This window comes from Microbacterium album (assembly GCF_014643695.1).
In the GTDB taxonomy this organism is placed as follows: Bacteria; Actinomycetota; Actinomycetes; order Actinomycetales; family Microbacteriaceae; genus Microbacterium; species Microbacterium album.
This window is the reverse complement of sequence record NZ_BMJY01000010.1, coordinates 29419-44544: the sequence shown is the minus strand read 5'-3', so window position 1 is coordinate 44544 and position 15126 is coordinate 29419. Positions and strand designations below refer to the sequence as shown.

General features: G+C 71.5%; 16 protein-coding genes. 9 read left to right on the top strand and 7 right to left on the bottom strand.

The features are described 5' to 3' along the window. Positions 1–9: 9 nt before the first annotated feature. Entirely contained in the window at positions 10–210 is a 201-nt protein-coding gene (locus IEX37_RS11380) for a hypothetical protein (protein WP_188756396.1), read from the bottom strand. Between the two features lie 391 nt (positions 211–601). On the opposite strand from IEX37_RS11380, the gene IEX37_RS11375 reads away from it, so the two are divergent. The 3 genes from IEX37_RS11375 to IEX37_RS11365 all read left to right on the top strand — a co-directional run bounded on the left by IEX37_RS11375 (position 602) and on the right by IEX37_RS11365 (position 4940). Beyond that, entirely contained in the window at positions 602–2875 is a 2274-nt protein-coding gene (locus tag IEX37_RS11375; RefSeq protein ID WP_188756395.1) for a polyribonucleotide nucleotidyltransferase, read from the top strand. 258 nt (positions 2876–3133) lie between these two features. Beyond that, positions 3134–4165, top strand: a complete 1032-nt coding sequence (locus IEX37_RS11370; RefSeq protein WP_188756394.1) for an aldo/keto reductase — start codon at positions 3134–3136, stop codon at positions 4163–4165. Between the two features lie 172 nt (positions 4166–4337). Continuing rightward, positions 4338–4940, top strand: coding sequence for a histidine phosphatase family protein (locus tag IEX37_RS11365; protein ID WP_188756393.1), 603 nt, complete (start codon positions 4338–4340; stop codon positions 4938–4940). Positions 4941–4956: 16 nt separating this feature from the next. Here IEX37_RS11365 and IEX37_RS11360 read toward each other — a convergent pair whose 3' ends face one another. Next, a complete protein-coding gene (locus tag IEX37_RS11360) occupies positions 4957–5424 on the bottom strand; it encodes a GNAT family N-acetyltransferase (protein WP_188756392.1) in 468 nt (155 codons plus the stop codon). A 65-nt stretch (positions 5425–5489) separates the two neighbouring features. On the opposite strand from IEX37_RS11360, the gene IEX37_RS11355 reads away from it, so the two are divergent. Beyond that, positions 5490–6296 carry a 4-hydroxy-tetrahydrodipicolinate reductase gene (locus tag IEX37_RS11355; RefSeq protein WP_188756391.1) on the top strand — a complete coding sequence of 269 codons (807 nt, stop codon included), beginning with the start codon at positions 5490–5492 and terminating at the stop codon, positions 6294–6296. Then, positions 6293–6733 (top strand): hypothetical protein, encoded by a 441-nt coding sequence (locus IEX37_RS11350; RefSeq protein WP_188756390.1) that lies wholly within the window; start codon positions 6293–6295, stop codon positions 6731–6733. Before IEX37_RS11355 ends, IEX37_RS11350 begins: the two co-directional genes overlap by 4 nt. 21 nt (positions 6734–6754) lie before the next feature. On the opposite strand, the gene IEX37_RS11345 is transcribed toward IEX37_RS11350, so the two are convergent. The 4 genes from IEX37_RS11345 to IEX37_RS11330 all read right to left on the bottom strand — a co-directional run bounded on the left by IEX37_RS11345 (position 6755) and on the right by IEX37_RS11330 (position 9263). Next, the gene (locus IEX37_RS11345) at positions 6755–7711 is read right to left on the bottom strand and encodes a TIGR01777 family oxidoreductase (RefSeq protein WP_188756389.1); all 957 of its coding nucleotides are present in this window, start codon (positions 7709–7711) and stop codon (positions 6755–6757) included. A gap of 8 nt (positions 7712–7719) precedes the next feature. Further along, positions 7720–8142: an OsmC family protein gene (locus tag IEX37_RS11340; RefSeq protein WP_188756388.1), complete on the bottom strand. Its 423-nt coding sequence runs from the start codon at positions 8140–8142 to the stop codon at positions 7720–7722. 103 nt (positions 8143–8245) lie between these two features. After that, positions 8246–8824: a DUF4395 domain-containing protein gene (locus tag IEX37_RS11335; RefSeq protein WP_188756387.1), complete on the bottom strand. Its 579-nt coding sequence runs from the start codon at positions 8822–8824 to the stop codon at positions 8246–8248. Next, complete coding sequence (locus tag IEX37_RS11330) at positions 8817–9263, bottom strand: TlpA family protein disulfide reductase (RefSeq protein WP_188756386.1); 447 nt, start codon at positions 9261–9263, stop codon at positions 8817–8819. Before IEX37_RS11330 ends, IEX37_RS11335 begins: the two co-directional genes overlap by 8 nt. Positions 9264–9369: 106 nt before the next feature. Here IEX37_RS11330 and IEX37_RS11325 point away from each other — a divergent pair, with 106 nt between their 5' ends. Together IEX37_RS11325 and IEX37_RS11320 are read left to right on the top strand one after the other, a co-directional pair. Beyond that, positions 9370–10179, top strand: coding sequence for a thymidylate synthase (locus tag IEX37_RS11325; protein WP_188756385.1), 810 nt, complete (start codon positions 9370–9372; stop codon positions 10177–10179). Then, positions 10179–10685, top strand: a complete 507-nt coding sequence (locus tag IEX37_RS11320; RefSeq protein ID WP_188756384.1) for a dihydrofolate reductase — start codon at positions 10179–10181, stop codon at positions 10683–10685. Before IEX37_RS11325 ends, IEX37_RS11320 begins: the two co-directional genes overlap by 1 nt. A 6-nt stretch (positions 10686–10691) precedes the next feature. On the opposite strand, the gene IEX37_RS11315 is transcribed toward IEX37_RS11320, so the two are convergent. Beyond that, positions 10692–12203, bottom strand: coding sequence for an alpha-N-arabinofuranosidase (locus IEX37_RS11315; RefSeq protein WP_188756383.1), 1512 nt, complete (start codon positions 12201–12203; stop codon positions 10692–10694). A gap of 122 nt (positions 12204–12325) precedes the next feature. On the opposite strand from IEX37_RS11315, the gene dapA reads away from it, so the two are divergent. Together dapA and IEX37_RS11305 are read left to right on the top strand one after the other, a co-directional pair. Beyond that, positions 12326–13303 (top strand): 4-hydroxy-tetrahydrodipicolinate synthase, encoded by a 978-nt coding sequence (gene dapA / locus IEX37_RS11310; protein ID WP_188756382.1) that lies wholly within the window; start codon positions 12326–12328, stop codon positions 13301–13303. A gap of 121 nt (positions 13304–13424) precedes the next feature. Next, on the top strand, positions 13425–15101 hold the full coding sequence (locus tag IEX37_RS11305) for a ribonuclease J (RefSeq protein WP_188756381.1): 1677 nt from the start codon (positions 13425–13427) through the stop codon (positions 15099–15101). Positions 15102–15126: the final 25 nt, after the last annotated feature.

The window sequence follows — 15126 nt, the reverse complement described above, 5'->3', positions numbered from 1 at the left end:
GCGCGGGGGCTACTCGTCCAGGTCGCCCAGGCCCCGAGCCTCGTCGCGGCCGTCATCGACCAGCGGGTCGGGCTCGGCCTCGACGATCTCGTCGGGATCGAGCGTCGGCGGAGGCAGCTCCAGGTCGGCGTCGTCGTCCAGCTCGACGGGACGCTCGCCGTCGGGATCGATCGGGCGCTCGACGTCGGGGATGTCTCGGAAGTCGCTCATGTCCGCGATCGTAGGCACGGACGCGGCGCGGCCGACAGGGCCTGACCCGTACGGCACGGCACTGATAAGGTGGGAGAGGCCCCCGTTCGGGTGGCCGACAATTCCATACGGCAGTGCCGGATCGTGAGCATCGACCCGGCGCCCCGGAGCAGGCTGGCAGGAAGCTGGTCCCCTGAAGTGGTCTCCCAGGCGAGGATCTCGGATCCTTCTCTGGTGGATTTCTCCTGGTGGCCAGCGCAGGCGAGCGCGACGCACACGACGTGCCCATGGACCGTGCGCCCATATCTGCCTGTTCCCTGCTCCTTACACAGGCCTGCGGCCCCGTCGCGGGCGCATGCACACCCCCGTGGCGTCTGATCGCCGCGGGCACACACAAAAGGAGACAGACCTCTTGGAAGGTCCTGAAATCACCGCCGCCGAGGCCGTTCTCGACAACGGCCGCTACGGCACCCGCACGATCCGCTTCGAGACCGGCCGTCTCGCGCAGCAGGCGCAGGGCGCCGTCGCCGCGTACCTCGACGAGGAGACGATGCTCCTCTCGGCCACGAGCGCGAGCAAGCACCCCCGCGAGGGCTTCGACTTCTTCCCCCTGACGGTGGACGTCGAGGAGCGCTCGTACGCCGCGGGCAAGATCCCCGGCTCGTTCTTCCGCCGCGAGGGTCGCCCCTCGACCGAGGCCATCCTCGTGTGCCGCCTGATCGACCGGCCGCTGCGCCCGTCGTTCGTCGACGGCCTGCGCAATGAGATCCAGATCGTCGTCACGGTCCTCTCGATCGCGCCCGGTGAGTTCTACGACGCCCTCGCGATCAACGCCGCGTCGGCGTCGACCCAGATCTCGGGCCTGCCGTTCTCCGGCCCGATCGCCGGCGTGCGCCTCGCGCTGATCCCGGGCCACGGCGAGCACTCCGACCAGTGGGTCGCGTTCCCGAACGCCGAGCTGCTCGAGTCGGCCGTGTTCGACCTCATCGTCGCGGGCCGCGTGGTCACCGACGCCGAGGGCAACGAGGACGTCGCGATCATGATGGTCGAGGCCGAGGCGACCGAGCACAGCTGGAACCTGATCAAGGCCGGCGCGACCAAGCCCAGCGAGGAGGTCGTCGCCGAGGGCCTCGAGGCGTCCAAGCCGTTCATCAAGCAGCTCGTGGCCGCGCAGGCGGAGATGGCGTCGAAGTCGTCGAAGGAGCCGCTGGAGTTCCCGGTGTTCCCGGCCTACAGCGACGAGACGTTCGCGTTCGTGAACGACCAGGCCTACGACGAGCTGGTGAAGGTCTACCAGATCGCCGACAAGCAGGAGCGCCAGGCCGCGGACGATGCCGTCAAGGACCGCGTCAAGGCCGCCCTGATCGAGAAGGTCGAGGCGGGCGAGCTTCCCGCCGCCGCGCCGCTCGAGTTCTCAGCTGCGTACAAGTCGGTCACGAAGAAGATCGTGCGCGGCCGCATCCTCACCGACGGCGTGCGCATCGACGGCCGCGGCCTGGCGGACATCCGTCCGCTCGACGCCGAGGTGCAGGTCATCCCGCGTGTGCACGGCTCCGCGATCTTCCAGCGCGGCGAGACGCAGATCCTCGGCGTCACCACGCTGAACATGCTCAAGATGGAGCAGCAGATCGACTCGCTGTCGCCCACGACGAGCAAGCGGTACATGCACCACTACAACTTCCCGCCCTACTCGACCGGCGAGACCGGTCGCGTCGGCAGCCCCAAGCGTCGCGAGATCGGGCACGGCTTCCTGGCCGAGCGCGCGCTCGTGCCGGTGCTGCCGAGCCGCGAGGAGTTCCCGTACGCGATCCGCCAGGTCTCGGAGGCGCTGGGCTCGAACGGCTCGACGTCGATGGGCTCCGTGTGCGCCTCGACCCTGTCGCTGCTGAACGCGGGCGTGCCGCTGCGCGCGCCCGTCGCGGGCATCGCCATGGGCCTGGTGTCCGACGAGGTCGACGGCCAGACGCGCTACGCCGCGCTGACCGACATCCTCGGTGCCGAGGACGCCCTCGGCGACATGGACTTCAAGGTCGCGGGCACCAGCGAGTTCGTCACGGCGATCCAGCTCGACACCAAGCTCGACGGCATCCCCTCCTCGGTCCTGACCGGCGCGCTCGCGCAGGCCAAGGACGCGCGCCTGACGATCCTCAACGTCCTGAACGCCGCGATCGACGCCCCCGACGAGATGGCGCCGACGGCGCCGCGCGTCATCAGCGTGCAGATCCCGGTCGACAAGATCGGCGAGCTGATCGGCCCCAAGGGCAAGACGATCAACGGCATCCAGGACGAGACCGGCGCCCAGATCTCGATCGAGGACGACGGCACCGTGTACATCGGCGCGACCGACGGCCCCTCGGCCGAGGCGGCGCGCGCGCAGGTGAACGCGATCGCCAACCCCACCAACCCGGAGGTCGGCGAGCAGTTCCTCGGCACGGTCGTGAAGATCATCCCGTCGGGCGCGTTCATCTCGCTGCTGCCCGGCAAGGACGGTCGCATGCACGTGACGCAGATCCGCAAGCTCAACGGCGGCAAGCGCGTCGAGAACATCGAGGACGTCGTGTCCGTGGGTCAGAAGATCCTCGTGCGCATCGCCGAGATCGACGACCGCGGCAAGATGGCCCTCGAGCCCGTCGTCGACGAGTCCGAGGCACAGGAAGAGGCCCAGGAGGCCCCCGTCGAGGCGTGACGCGCCAGACGCGAACGGCCCGGTCATCCACGCGATGGCCGGGCCGTTCGGCGTCGTGTGGCGTGTGTGTCCCGGCGTGTCGCGCGGGCCTGGTGGGGCTGGTGTGGAGACATCCCACAACGGTGTGACGAAAGCGTTATGGAAGTGCCGGGGCGTCGCCCCGCCACGCTGCAATACGCTCGAAGGCACACATCCCGATCCGGGATGTGAGCACGGATGTTCCCCGCTCGCTGGGGGCCCGTGAGGGGGTGGGGGCTCATGGACGAAGCGGGCACCGGCACGCAGCTGCCGCAGACCGGAATCGCAGCAGGCGCGGACGCGCCGCATCCGTCTGCACCCATCCCGATCCAGGGTCCGAGCGTGGGTTCGCTCGTCCGGGAGCCGCTCGGCGAGACCGGGCTGCAGATCTTCCCGCTCATGCTGGGTGGCGCCGAGTTCGGCTGGACGATCGACCAGCCGCGGGCGGTCGCGCTGCTCGACCACTTCGTCGCCTACGGCGGCAACGCGCTGCACACGGCAGGCAGCTACGCCGCCGGCCGCAGCGAGCACATCATCGGACACTGGATGCGCACACGCGGTGTGCGCGACGATGTCGTCTTGGCCGTGCGCGTGGGGGACCACCCCGACAATCCCGGCATCGGCTCGGTCAATCTGGTGCGCGCCGTCGAGGCGTCGCTCACGCGTCTCGCGACGGACCGGATCGATGTGCTCTACCTGGACGCGTCCACCGAGCCGGCCGGCCCGGTGGAGGACGCGCTCGCGACCGCCGAGTGGCTCGTGGAGTCGGGCAAGGTCCGGCACATCGGCGCGTACGGCCTCGCGGCCGAGCAGCTGGTCGAGGCCCGCATCCTCGCCTCGGCGGGGTATCCGCGCATCGACGTCCTCGACGTGCCGTACAACCTGATGCGCCGGGAGGCGTTCGAGGGCGACATCCGCCTCGTCGCGAGCGCCCAGCGCCTCGCTGTGACCCCCTCGCACGCGCTCGAGCACGGGTTCCTGTCGGGGCGGCACCGCTCGCGCACCCAGCTCGCCGCATCGACCCGTGGACAGCAGCTCGCAGGCAGCCTCAACCGCCGTGGAACCCGCGTCCTCAAGGCGCTCGACGGCATCGCCGCGGAGCTCGCCGTGCCCCCCGCCGCCATCGCCGTGGCGTGGCTGCTGGCGCAGCGCGGGATCGCCGCTCCGATCGTCAACGCGTACTCGCCGGAGCACGTGGACGAGCTCGTGCAGGGCGTCGGCGTGCGGCTGACGCGCGCGCATCTGGCGGAGCTCTCGCGCGCGACGAGCTGATGGGCGTCCGGCCGGTTAACGCATGATGACGGTCTCGGCGCGGGAGTGCTCACGCCCCTCGTCGGTCACGTAGGGTGGTCGAGGATCGACGATGATCCCGTCGGTGCCGAGGCGCGATAGCCCGGCGCGACAGACGACGGATATGAGGGCAGCGGATGGACGAGGTGGCGTGATGTCCCACTACATCTATCTCGTTCGGCACGGCGAGCATCAGGACGCGGAGCACGGTCTCGAGGACGGCCCGCTGTCGTCCCGCGGGCGCCGGCAGGCGGAGCTGATCGCGGACCGGCTCTCCGGGCTTCCCCTCGACAACGTCTGGCACTCGCCGCTCGTGCGCGCGGCCGAGACGGCGCGCATCATCGCCGAGCGCATGCCCGCGATCACGCCCGAGCCGCACGCCCTCCTGTTCGACTGCGTGCCGAGCGGCATGTCGGAGGACACCCCGACCGTGTTCGAGCCGTTCTTCGGCAGCGTCACGGAGGCCGAGCTCGAGGCGGGGAAGGCGCAGATGGCGGATGCCGTGGGCGAGTTCCTCGTGCGCAAGCCCGGCGACGTCCACGAGCTGCTCATCACCCACAACTTCGTCATCTCGTGGTTCGTGCGCGAGGTGCTGGGCGCCCCCGACTGGCGCTGGATGACCCTGAACCAGGCCAACTGCGGCCTGACGGTCATCGGTCAGCGGCAGGGTCGCCCGTGGACGCTCCTGACCCACAACGACCTGGCCCACCTCCCGGTCGAGCTGCGCACGGGCCTCCCCGAGGCCCTCCCGTTCTGATGGGGGCGCACTCGCGTCAGGCGAGGGCCTTGCCGTACCAGCGCGTCGCGTTGGGGTTGTCGTTGTAGGGCTCGATGGGGAAGAAGCCCCGGCCGGCGTAGAGGGCGGCGGCGGCCTCGAGCGTGTGGTGGGTGTCGAGCACGAGCTCGCGGGCGCCCCAGTCCCGGGCGCGCCGCTCGAGCTCCTCCAGCAACAGCCGCGCGGTCCCCAGGCCCCGCGCGGAGGGGCGGGTGTAGACGTGCTTGAGCTCGAAGCGGGTGCCGAGCGGACCGTCCGCGATGCGGCGGATCGCCCCGCAGCCGATCAGCCCGCGCTCGGCGTGCTCGACGAGCAGCAGCACGCCCTCGGGCGGGGTGAAGGCATCCGGTGCGGGGAGGGTCGGGCGGTACTCCCCGGGAAACCCGGCGGCCCGCTCCCCGAAGTACTCGCGGATCAGCTCTGCGGCATCCGGATCGCCCGGCGATGCGGGGCGGAACGTGATCATCCCTCGAGCCTAAGGCTGCGCAGCGTCCCGAGCCCCTCGTTCGAGCGGCGAATAGGATGGGACGCATGACGACACGGATCGCCCTGGTCGGCGGCACCGGCAAGCTCGGCGGGATCATCCACGCGGTGATCGACGAGCTCGACGGCTTCGAGGTCGTGTCGGTGCTGACCTCGCGCAGCGACATGTCGGAGCTCGACGGCGCCGAGCTGGTGGTCGACGCGTCCACGCCCGCCGTCAGCATCGACGTCGTGCGCGCCGCGATCGAGCGCGGACTGAACGTGCTCGTCGGCACCAGCGGCTGGTCCGCGGAGCGGATCGCGCTCGTCCGGCCCCTCGTGGAGGCGGCGCAGACCGGTGCCGTGTTCATCCCGAACTTCTCGCTCGGCTCCGTCATCGGCAGCGCGATCGCGGCCGCGGCGGCCCCGTTCTTCCCGTTCGCCGAGATCGTCGAGGCGCACCGCGACAGCAAGGTGGACTCGCCGAGCGGCACGGCCGTCCGCACGGCCGAGCTCATCGCCGCGGCGCGCCGCACGCCCGTCGAGGCGCCGCACGTGGATCAGCGCGCGCGGGGGCAGCAGGTCGCGAGCGTCCCGGTCCACTCGCTGCGGCGCCCGGGTGTCGTCGCGCGTCAGGAGACGATCCTCTCGGGGCCCGGCGAGTCCCTGGCGATCGTGCACGACACGGCGGACCCGGCTGCGGCCTACGGCCCGGGCATCCGGATCGCCCTGGAGCGCGCCGTCGACGCGCGCGGCGTGATCGTGGGACTCGAGAGCTTCATCGACATCGGCATCGGCATGCCGCGCGCCGCATCCGGCCGCCCCGTCGATGCGGGCACGGCGCCCGGCCAGGTCGCCCAGGCGACGAGCTCATGAGCGTCCGCCTCGGCGTGGCCGTGATGGCCGTGCTCCTGGCGCTGTACATCGTGCTCGTGGGCTTCCGCGCGGTGCAGCTGGTCGCGACCGGGGAGCCGGTCGCGGTCGCCATGGGCGCCGCCCTGATCGTGCTGCCGATGATCGCGACGTGGGCGCTCTGCCGCGAGCTGTGGTTCGGCGTGCGCGCCGAGCAGCTCGCGCGTCGGCTCGAGACGGAGGGGGGCGTGCCGGACGAGGTCGTCGCAACGACGCCGAGCGGCCGCATCTCGCGCGCGGACGGGGACGCGGTCTTCCCCCGGTATCGCGCGGAGGTCGAGGCGCAGCCCGAGGACTGGCGTGCCTGGTTCCGCCTCAGCCTCGCCTACGACGCGGCGGGAGACCGGCGCCGGGCCCGCGCCGCCGTGCGCGAGGCGATCCGGCGCGAGCGCTCCGCCTGACCGGCGGCGCCTCGCGTCTGGTCAGGAGTTCGGGGACGGCACGGCGTGCGCGACGGCCTGCTCGACCGTCGGGTGCCGGAACGTGAAGCCGGACGACAGCAGGGCCTGCGGAACGACATGCGCGTCACCGAGCAGCACGCCGTCCGCGAAGGGGCGTCCCAGCACGGCGCGCAGCGCCGGGGCGGGCGCCCGCAGCAGGTACGGCCGGTTGAGACGGACGGCCAGCGCGAATCCCAGGTCGTTGGCGGCCGCGCGCACCGGACCGGCCAGGTTCACCGGCCCCGTGAGCCCCTTGTCGATCACGTGCAGGATCGCCGAGACCGCGTCGTCGAGCGAGATCCACGGCCACGCCTGGGTCCCGCTGCCCAGCGGACCGGCCAGGCCCGCCCTGGTCAGCGCGATGAGCGGCCGGAGCACGCCCTCGGGATGGACGACCGGGGCCGTGCGCAGGAGCGCGACGCGGTCTCCCGCGATGCGCGCCGCGTGTTCCCATTCAACGCACAGCGCGGCCAGGAACGACTCGCCGGCGGGGGATGACTCGTCCAGCACCGCGCCGGGTGCCGAGCCGTAGAACCCCACGGCGCTCGCCGACACGAACAGCGGCCGCTCGTGGGGCTCGAGCCGCTCGATCGCGCGCGCCACGGCGCGCGTCGGAGTCAGGCGCGACCACAGGAGCCTGCTGCGATAGCGCCGGCTCCACGGCAGCCGGCCGATGCTCTCGCCGCCGAGGCCGACGACGGCGTCCGCTTCCGCGAGGAGGCGCGGATCGAGCGGAGCGCCGTCCAGCCAGCGCATCTCGTCGGGGCTGGCCGGGTCGCGGCGGACCAGCCGCGTGACGCGGTCGCCGGACGCCCGCAGCCGCGAGACCAGCGCCTGACCGATCAGCCCCGACGATCCGGCGACGACGATATGCCGGCCGCTGCGGCCCTCGCGCGCCGGCCGGGCGGCCGGCCGGCGCGCGCCTTCCCCGGCGAGCATGGGCTCGCTTACGCGAGCGCCGCTTCGAGCGTGATCTCGATCCCGGCGAGCGCCTGCGAGACGGGGCAGCCGCTCTTCGCGCCCTCGGCGATCTCGCGGAACTTCTCGGCGTCGAGACCCGGCACGACGGCGTTGACGTTGAGGTGGCTGCCCGTGATGCCGGTGCCGGGCTTGAACGTCACCGACGCGGTCGTGTTGACCTTCTCGGGCGGGGTGCCGTTCTCGGCGAGCGCGTGCGAGAGCGCCATGCTGAAGCACGAGGCGTGAGCGGCCGCGATCAGCTCCTCCGGCGTCGTGGTCGAGTCGGAGCCCTCGCTGCGGGCCTTCCAGTTGACGGGGAAGTCCCCGATACCGGAGGCGAACGAGACGGTGCCGGAGCCCTCCATCAGGCTTCCGGTCCAGGCTGTGGTGGCTTCGCTGGTGACAGTCATGGCGTCCTCCGAGTCGACGTTGGTGGGTGACGCGGCCAGCCTATCCGCCGGGCCCCGCCACGTCACCAGTGCTTGCGTCGCCGGCCGTCGCGCGACACGCGGGTCAGGCGGAGCGCGCGCGGCCGACGACGCCGGCGCGCTGCAGGACGAGGTACAGCTGACATCCGAGACACAGCCCGAATGCCGCGTTGAGGAAGGCGGCGACCAGGGCCGCCGCGGCGGCGATCGGCAGCGCCCACGGTACGCCGGCGAGGTGCAGCACCAGTCCCACGCCCGTGACGAACAGGCCGACGCCCTGCGCGAAGCGGGGCGGGCGCGGGTCCTCCAGCTCCGCGGGCGGCGCGAGGCGCGGGCGCACCACGGCGCGGAAGAGTGCGCCCCACGGCGCGGTGCGCGGCGAGACGACGCCCCACAGGAACAGGGCGGCGATGATCGCGGTGAGCACGAAGCCGGGGTCCGCGGCGCGCTCGGCGACGGTCAGAGTCGGAAGCGTGCCGGGGAAGAACGTCTGATCAGCCAGAGGCTGGTATGCGAACCAGCTGAAGGTCGCGCCGATGCGGGTGCCGGTGCCGGTGAGGGCGAGGTACGTCGCCACCGCGAGCAGCACGGTCGTCACGGCCGCCGCGAAGCGCGGTCCGCGCGGGTCGATGCCGGCGGGGACGCCGGCCGGAGCGTCAGACACGGGAGTCCTCCAGGATGCGGTCGAGCTCGCGGACGACGTCCTCGGAGCGCGGCGCCCCGCCGATGCGGGCGCGGGCGATGCGGTCGCCGTCGAGCACGAGCGTGGTGGGGGTCTGCAGCACGCCGAAGCGGCGCGCCACGTCGGGCCTATGGGTCAGGTCGACATCGACGTGCGCAACGCCGGGGCGCGCCGTCGCGACCTCGCGCAGCACGCGGCGCGTGGCGGGGCAGCGCGCGCAGTACTCGGTGCTGAACTGCACCAGCGTCGCGCGCTCGCCGAAGCCCGCGGTCGCCGCGTCGAGCCCGAGCGTGCTCGGTGCGACGGGGTCGTCCCCGCGCACCGCGCCGACGCGGCCGTCGCGGCGCCGGACGAGCACGCCCACCGCCGTGGCGACCAGCAGCGCCGCGGCGAGCGCGACAAGGGCGGTGCCGGGTTCCATGGCGGCAGAGTAACCGCCGCGGGGTGCGACGAGGGCCGATCCGCGACATCCGGGGTAATGCGTGCCGCGCATCCCGTGTCGGCGGGGCGGGCGTAGCATCGGTCGCGTGAGCGACCCCATCCCCACTCCCTACGAGGACCTCCTGCGCGACGTCCTGGCCCACGGTGTCCACAAGGACGACCGCACGGGAACCGGCACGACGAGTGCGTTCGGCCGGCAGCTGCGCTACGACCTGTCCGCGAGCTTCCCGCTCATCACCACCAAGCGCGTCCACTTCAAGTCGGTCGCGCTCGAGCTGCTGTGGTTCCTGCGCGGCGAGTCGAACGTTCGGTGGCTGCAGGAGCGCGGCGTGACGATCTGGGACGAGTGGGCCGACGCGGACGGCGAGCTCGGGCCGGTCTACGGCGTGCAGTGGCGCTCGTGGCCGACTCCGAGCGGCGAGCAGATCGATCAGATCCAGCAGGCCGTGGACCTGCTCAAGACCAATCCCGACTCGCGCCGGATCATCGTCTCGGCGTGGAACCCCGCCGAGATCCCGAACATGGCGCTGCCGCCATGCCACGCGTTCTTCCAGTTCTACGTCGCCGACGGCAAGCTCTCGTGCCAGCTCTACCAGCGCAGCGCCGATCTGTTCCTCGGCGTGCCCTTCAACATCGCCTCCTACGCGCTGCTGACGCTCATGATGGCCCAGCAGACGGGCCTCGAGCCGGGGGAGTTCGTCTGGACGGGCGGCGACTGCCACATCTACGACAACCACCGCGATCAGGTCGCCGAGCAGCTCACACGGGACCCGTACCCGTACCCGACGCTCGAGATCCTGCGGCGCCCGGCGTCGATCTTCGACTACGAGTTCGAGGACTTCGCGGTGCACGACTACCGGCACCACCCGTCGATCCGGGGCGCGGTGGCCGTCTGATGCCGATCCGAGCCATCTGGGCGCAGGCCTCCGACGGCGCGATCGGAGCCGACGGCGGCATGCCGTGGGACCTTCCGGAGGACCTGGCGTTCTTCAAGCGCGCCACCACGGGCTCGCCCGTCGTCATGGGGCGCCGCACGTGGCAGTCGTTCCCCGAGCGCTTCCGACCGCTGCCCGACCGCCCCAACATCGTGGTGACGCGCGATGAGTCGTTCGCCGCGCCCGGCGCCGAGATCGTCCATACCCTCGAGACGGCGCTCGAGCGCGCGGCGCAGCTCGACGACGAGATCTGGGTGATCGGCGGTGCGGAAATCTACCGCCAGGCCCTGCCGCGCCTCGACGAGCTGTGGGTCACCCGCATCGAGCTGGACGTCGAGGGCGACGCGTTCGCTCCGGAGATCGACGACGCGTGGACGCTCGTCCGCTCCGACCCGTCCGATCCCGACGTGTGGCACACCAGCCGCACCGGGCTGCGCTACCGCTTCGAGGTCTACGGCCGCGCCTGAGCCGGATCAGGCGCTTAGGCGAAGCGAGACGGTCGCGTAGCAGTGCGGCGGCAGGGCGACCTCGAGGCCGCGCGCGTGACGGCGGACTCCGTCGAAGCGCTCGGGGGCGACGGCGGACGGGTCCTGCGGCGTGTTGTGGGCGTTGGTCGCCGCGGCCGTCAGCACGGTCGCCTCGTAGTCGGCGATCTCCGCGCCCCGCAGGTCCAGCACCACCGTGCGCCCTTCCGTGGCGTGCAGGTTCGTCAGTGAGATCAGTGCCGTCGCGCCCGTGGTCGAGGCGGAGACCGACACGAGCGGAACCTCGCGCCCGTCGACGACGGCGGACTCGCCGTCGACCACGTGCGCCTCGAGCGCGTGCGCGTCGTGGTGGCCGGCGTTCATCGCGAACACGTGGAAGGTCGGAGTACGCACGAGCGCGCCGGTCTCGGGATCCGTCAGGAGCACGGCCTGCAGCACGTTCACCGTCTGCGCGATGTTCGCCATCGCGAGTCGGTCGGCGTGCCGGTGGAACGCGTCGAAGTGGATGCTCGCCACCAGCGCGTCCCGGAGCGTGTTCTGCTGGTACAGGAAGCCCGGGTGGGTGCCCGGCTCGACGTTCCACCACGTGCCCCACTCGTCGAGCACCAGCCCGACGCGCCGCTCGGGGTCGTAGCGGTCCATCACCGTGGAGTGCCGGGTCAGCAGCTCCTCGATCTTGTACGCGCGCGACAGCGCGCGGTACCACTCCTCCTCGGTGAAGTCCGTGGCGTCGCCCTTGTCCTCCCACGGCCCCGTCATCGTGTAGTAGTGCAGTGACAACGCCTGGAACGGCGCCGCGCCCTGCGCCTCGACGCGCGTGAGCGCCCGCATCAGCGTGTCGGTCCAGTCGTAGTCGTCGTCGTTCGCCCCCGCCGCGATGCGGTACACGCTGTTGCCCGCGTGCTCGCGCACGTACGTCGCGTACTGGCGGGCGAGGCCCGCATAGGTCTCCGCGCGCATGTGACCCCCGCAGCCCCACGCCTCGTTCCCGATGCCGAAGAACGGCACGCGCCACGGCTCGTCGCGGCCGTTCCTTCGCCGCAGGTCGGCCATCGGCGAGTCGTCCGCCCTGGTGAGGTACTCGACCCACTCGCTCATCTCGCGTACGGTGCCAGAGCCCACGTTTCCGCTGATGTACGGCTCGGCGCCCAGCAGCTCGCACAGGTGCATGAACTCGTGCGTGCCGAACGAGTTGTCCTCCACCACGTCGCCCCAGTGGGAGTTGACCTGGCGCGGACGGGACCCCTTCGGGCCGACTCCGTCGCGCCAGTGGTAGTCGTCGGCGAAGCACCCGCCCGGCCAGCGCAGGTTCGGGATGCGCAGTTCGCGCAGCGCCTCGACCACGTCGAGCCGGATCCCGCCCGCGTGCGGCACGTCGGGGTCCTCTCCCACGAAGAAGCCGCCGTAGATGCACCGCCCGAGGTGCTCGGCGAAGTGGCCGTAGACGTGCCGGCTGATGATCGGGCCCGGCAGATCGAGGTTGACGACGACGCGTGTCATGGGGTCCTTCCGGCAGCGGCGCTGAGAGGCATCGCTTCATCCTGGCCGGAAACGGGTGCTGTGCGCGACGCGGATTCCCCACCGCGTGTGAGGCGCGCAGCCGGGGGCGATAGCCTGGTGGCATGACGCACTCGGGCAACCCCTTCGGACAGGTGCTCGTCGCGCTCGTCACCCCGATGACGGCCGACGGCGAGGTGGACTGGCCCGCCGTCGAGAAGCACATCGACGACGTCATCGTCTCGGGCGCCGACGGCATCGTCGTCACGGGCACGACGGGCGAGACCTCCACGCTCACCGACCCCGAGAAGCTCCGTCTGGTCGAGGTGGGTAAGGACGTCGCCGCGGGCCGCGCGAAGATCATCACCGGCGGCGGCTCCAACGAGACCGCCCACGCGATCGAGCTCTACCAGAAGAGCGAGAAGGCCGGCGCGGACGGCATCATGATCGTCACCCCGTACTACAACAAGCCGACGCAGGCGGGCATCCTGACCCACTTCCGGCTCGTCGCCGACGCGACGGACCTGCCGGTGATCCTCTACGACATCCCGGGCCGCACGGGCGTGCCGATCACGTACGAGACGATCCTGCGCCTCGCCAAGCACCCGAACATCCTCGCGGTGAAGGACGCCAAGGGCGACTTCAGCGAGGTCAGCCGCGTGCTGAACCAGACCGACCTCATGTACTTCTCGGGCGACGACGCGAACGTGCTGCCGCACCTCGCGATCGGCGCGACGGGCCTGATCGGCGTGACGGCGAACATCGCCGCGGCGCCGTACCGCGTGATCGTCGACGCGGTCAACCGCGGCGACCTGGCGGCCGCCACGGCTCAGCACAAGAAGCTCGAGCCGCTCGTCCGCGCGGTCATGACGCACGTGCCCGGCACCGTGTCGGCGAAGTACATCCTGCACGGCCTCGGCCGCATCTCCAGCCCGCGCGTGCGCCTGCCGCTCGTGGGGCCGGAGGAGTGGGAGGCCGCGATCATCGAGGACGAGCTCGCACTCGTGAAGGACGTCGAGGGCGTGGACTTCTCGAACTTCCGCCCCGACCGCAACGCCGCCGCCGGCGGCGCTCTGCCCAAGGTGCCCGGCACCACGCGCTGACGCGCCCCAGACCTCCGCGGCCGCGAAGGCCGCACCGCACAACCACACAACGAACTCGGTGCCCACGAGGCGCCCGGACGGATCCCGGGCGCCCGGCCGCGGCACCCGCGAAAGGCGGACGATGTCCTCTCCGGTCTACGATCCCCCCGCTCTCGAACAGGGCACCCTGCGCGTCACCCCCCTGGGAGGCCTCGGCGAGGTCGGCCGCAACATGACGGTCTACGAGTTCGACGGCAAGCTCCTCATCGTCGACTGCGGGGTGTTGTTCCCCGAGGAGCACCAGCCCGGCGTCGATCTGATCCTGCCCGACTTCGAGCCGATCAAGGGTCGCCTGGGCGACGTGCTCGGCGTCGTCCTGACGCACGGCCACGAGGACCACATCGGGGCCGTGCCGTACCTGCTCAAGCTGCGCCAGGACGTCCCGATCATCGGCTCCGCGCTGACGCTGGCGCTCACCGAGGCGAAGCTGAAGGAGCACCGGGTCAAGGCCACCTCGACGGTCGTCAAGGAGGGGCAGCGGATGCCGCTCGGGCCGTTCGAGCTCGAGTTCGTCGCGGTCAACCACTCCATCCCGGACGCGCTCGCGGTCGCGATCCGCACGCCCGCAGGACTCGTGCTGCACACGGGCGACTTCAAGATGGACCAGCTGCCGCTCGACGGGCGCATCACGGACCTGCGGGCCTTCGCCCGGCTGGGGGAGGAGGGCGTCGACCTGTTCCTGCCCGATTCCACGAACGCGGACGTGCCGGGCTTCACGCCCACCGAGCGGGCGATCGGGCCGGTCATCGACCAGGTGATCTCGAAGACGCCCGGTCGCGTGATCGTCGCGAGCTTCTCGAGCCACGTCCACCGCGTCCAGCAGGTGCTCGACGCCGCCGCGGCGAACGGCCGGCGGGTCGCGCTCCTGGGACGCAGCATGGTGCGAAACATGACGATCGCGGCCGAGCTCGGATACCTGAACGTCCCGGCGAACGTGCTGATCGACTACAAGAAGGCGCGCGACCTGCCGGACGACCGCATCGTCTACATGTCGACCGGATCGCAGGGTGAGCCCATGGCGGTCCTCAGCCGCATGGCGAACCTCGACCACGCGATCGAGCCCGGCGAGGGCGACACGGTCATCCTCGCCTCCAGCCTGATCCCCGGGAACGAGAACGCGGTCTACCGCGTGATCGACGGGCTCACCAAGCTCGGCGCGAACGTCGTGCACAAGGCCAACGCCCGCGTCCACGTGTCGGGGCACGCCGCCGCGGGGGAGCTGCTCTACTGCTACAACATCCTCAAGCCCCGCAACGTGCTGCCGGTGCACGGCGAGTACCGCCACCTGATGGCGAACGCGAAGCTCGCGCAGGACACGGGCATCCCCGAGGCGCGCACGATCCTCGGCGAGAACGGCACGGTGGTCGACCTCAGGGACGGCGTCGCGCGCGTCGCCGGCCAGATCGACCTGGGCTTCGTCTACGTCGACGGTTCCACCGTGGGCGAGATCACCGACGCCGACCTCAAGGATCGCCGCGTGCTCGGCGAGGAGGGCTTCGTGTCGGTCATCGTGGTCGTGGACGCCGCCACGGGCCGGATCATCACGGGGCCGGAGATCCACGCCCGTGGCATCGCGGAGGACGACGCGGTCTTCGAGGCCGTCAAGCCCAAGATCGCCAAGGCGCTCACCGAGGCCGCGCAGCAGGGTGTCCGGGACAACCACGCGCTGTCGCAGGTCGTGCGCCGCACGATCGGCCGCTGGGTGAACCAGTCGCTGCGCCGCCGCCCCATGATCGTCCCGCTCGTCATCGAGGCCTGAGCAGCGGCACCGACAGGCGCTGCGC

What these genes read in the sequence shown, in the direction of transcription:
- IEX37_RS11380 (WP_188756396.1), bottom strand. Translation starts at nt 210, where the DNA reads ATGAGCGACTTCCGAGACATCCCCGACGTCGAGCGCCCGATCGATCCC.
- IEX37_RS11370 (WP_188756394.1), top strand. Translation starts at nt 3,134, where the DNA reads ATGGACGAAGCGGGCACCGGCACGCAGCTGCCGCAGACCGGAATCGCA.
- IEX37_RS11365 (WP_188756393.1), top strand. Translation starts at nt 4,338, where the DNA reads ATGTCCCACTACATCTATCTCGTTCGGCACGGCGAGCATCAGGACGCG.
- IEX37_RS11360 (WP_188756392.1), bottom strand. Translation starts at nt 5,424, where the DNA reads ATGATCACGTTCCGCCCCGCATCGCCGGGCGATCCGGATGCCGCAGAG.
- IEX37_RS11355 (WP_188756391.1), top strand. Translation starts at nt 5,490, where the DNA reads ATGACGACACGGATCGCCCTGGTCGGCGGCACCGGCAAGCTCGGCGGG.
- IEX37_RS11350 (WP_188756390.1), top strand. Translation starts at nt 6,293, where the DNA reads ATGAGCGTCCGCCTCGGCGTGGCCGTGATGGCCGTGCTCCTGGCGCTG.
- IEX37_RS11345 (WP_188756389.1), bottom strand. Translation starts at nt 7,711, where the DNA reads ATGCTCGCCGGGGAAGGCGCGCGCCGGCCGGCCGCCCGGCCGGCGCGC.
- IEX37_RS11340 (WP_188756388.1), bottom strand. Translation starts at nt 8,142, where the DNA reads ATGACTGTCACCAGCGAAGCCACCACAGCCTGGACCGGAAGCCTGATG.
- IEX37_RS11330 (WP_188756386.1), bottom strand. Translation starts at nt 9,263, where the DNA reads ATGGAACCCGGCACCGCCCTTGTCGCGCTCGCCGCGGCGCTGCTGGTC.
- IEX37_RS11320 (WP_188756384.1), top strand. Translation starts at nt 10,179, where the DNA reads ATGCCGATCCGAGCCATCTGGGCGCAGGCCTCCGACGGCGCGATCGGA.
- IEX37_RS11315 (WP_188756383.1), bottom strand. Translation starts at nt 12,203, where the DNA reads ATGACACGCGTCGTCGTCAACCTCGATCTGCCGGGCCCGATCATCAGC.
- dapA (WP_188756382.1), top strand. Translation starts at nt 12,326, where the DNA reads ATGACGCACTCGGGCAACCCCTTCGGACAGGTGCTCGTCGCGCTCGTC.
- IEX37_RS11305 (WP_188756381.1), top strand. Translation starts at nt 13,425, where the DNA reads ATGTCCTCTCCGGTCTACGATCCCCCCGCTCTCGAACAGGGCACCCTG.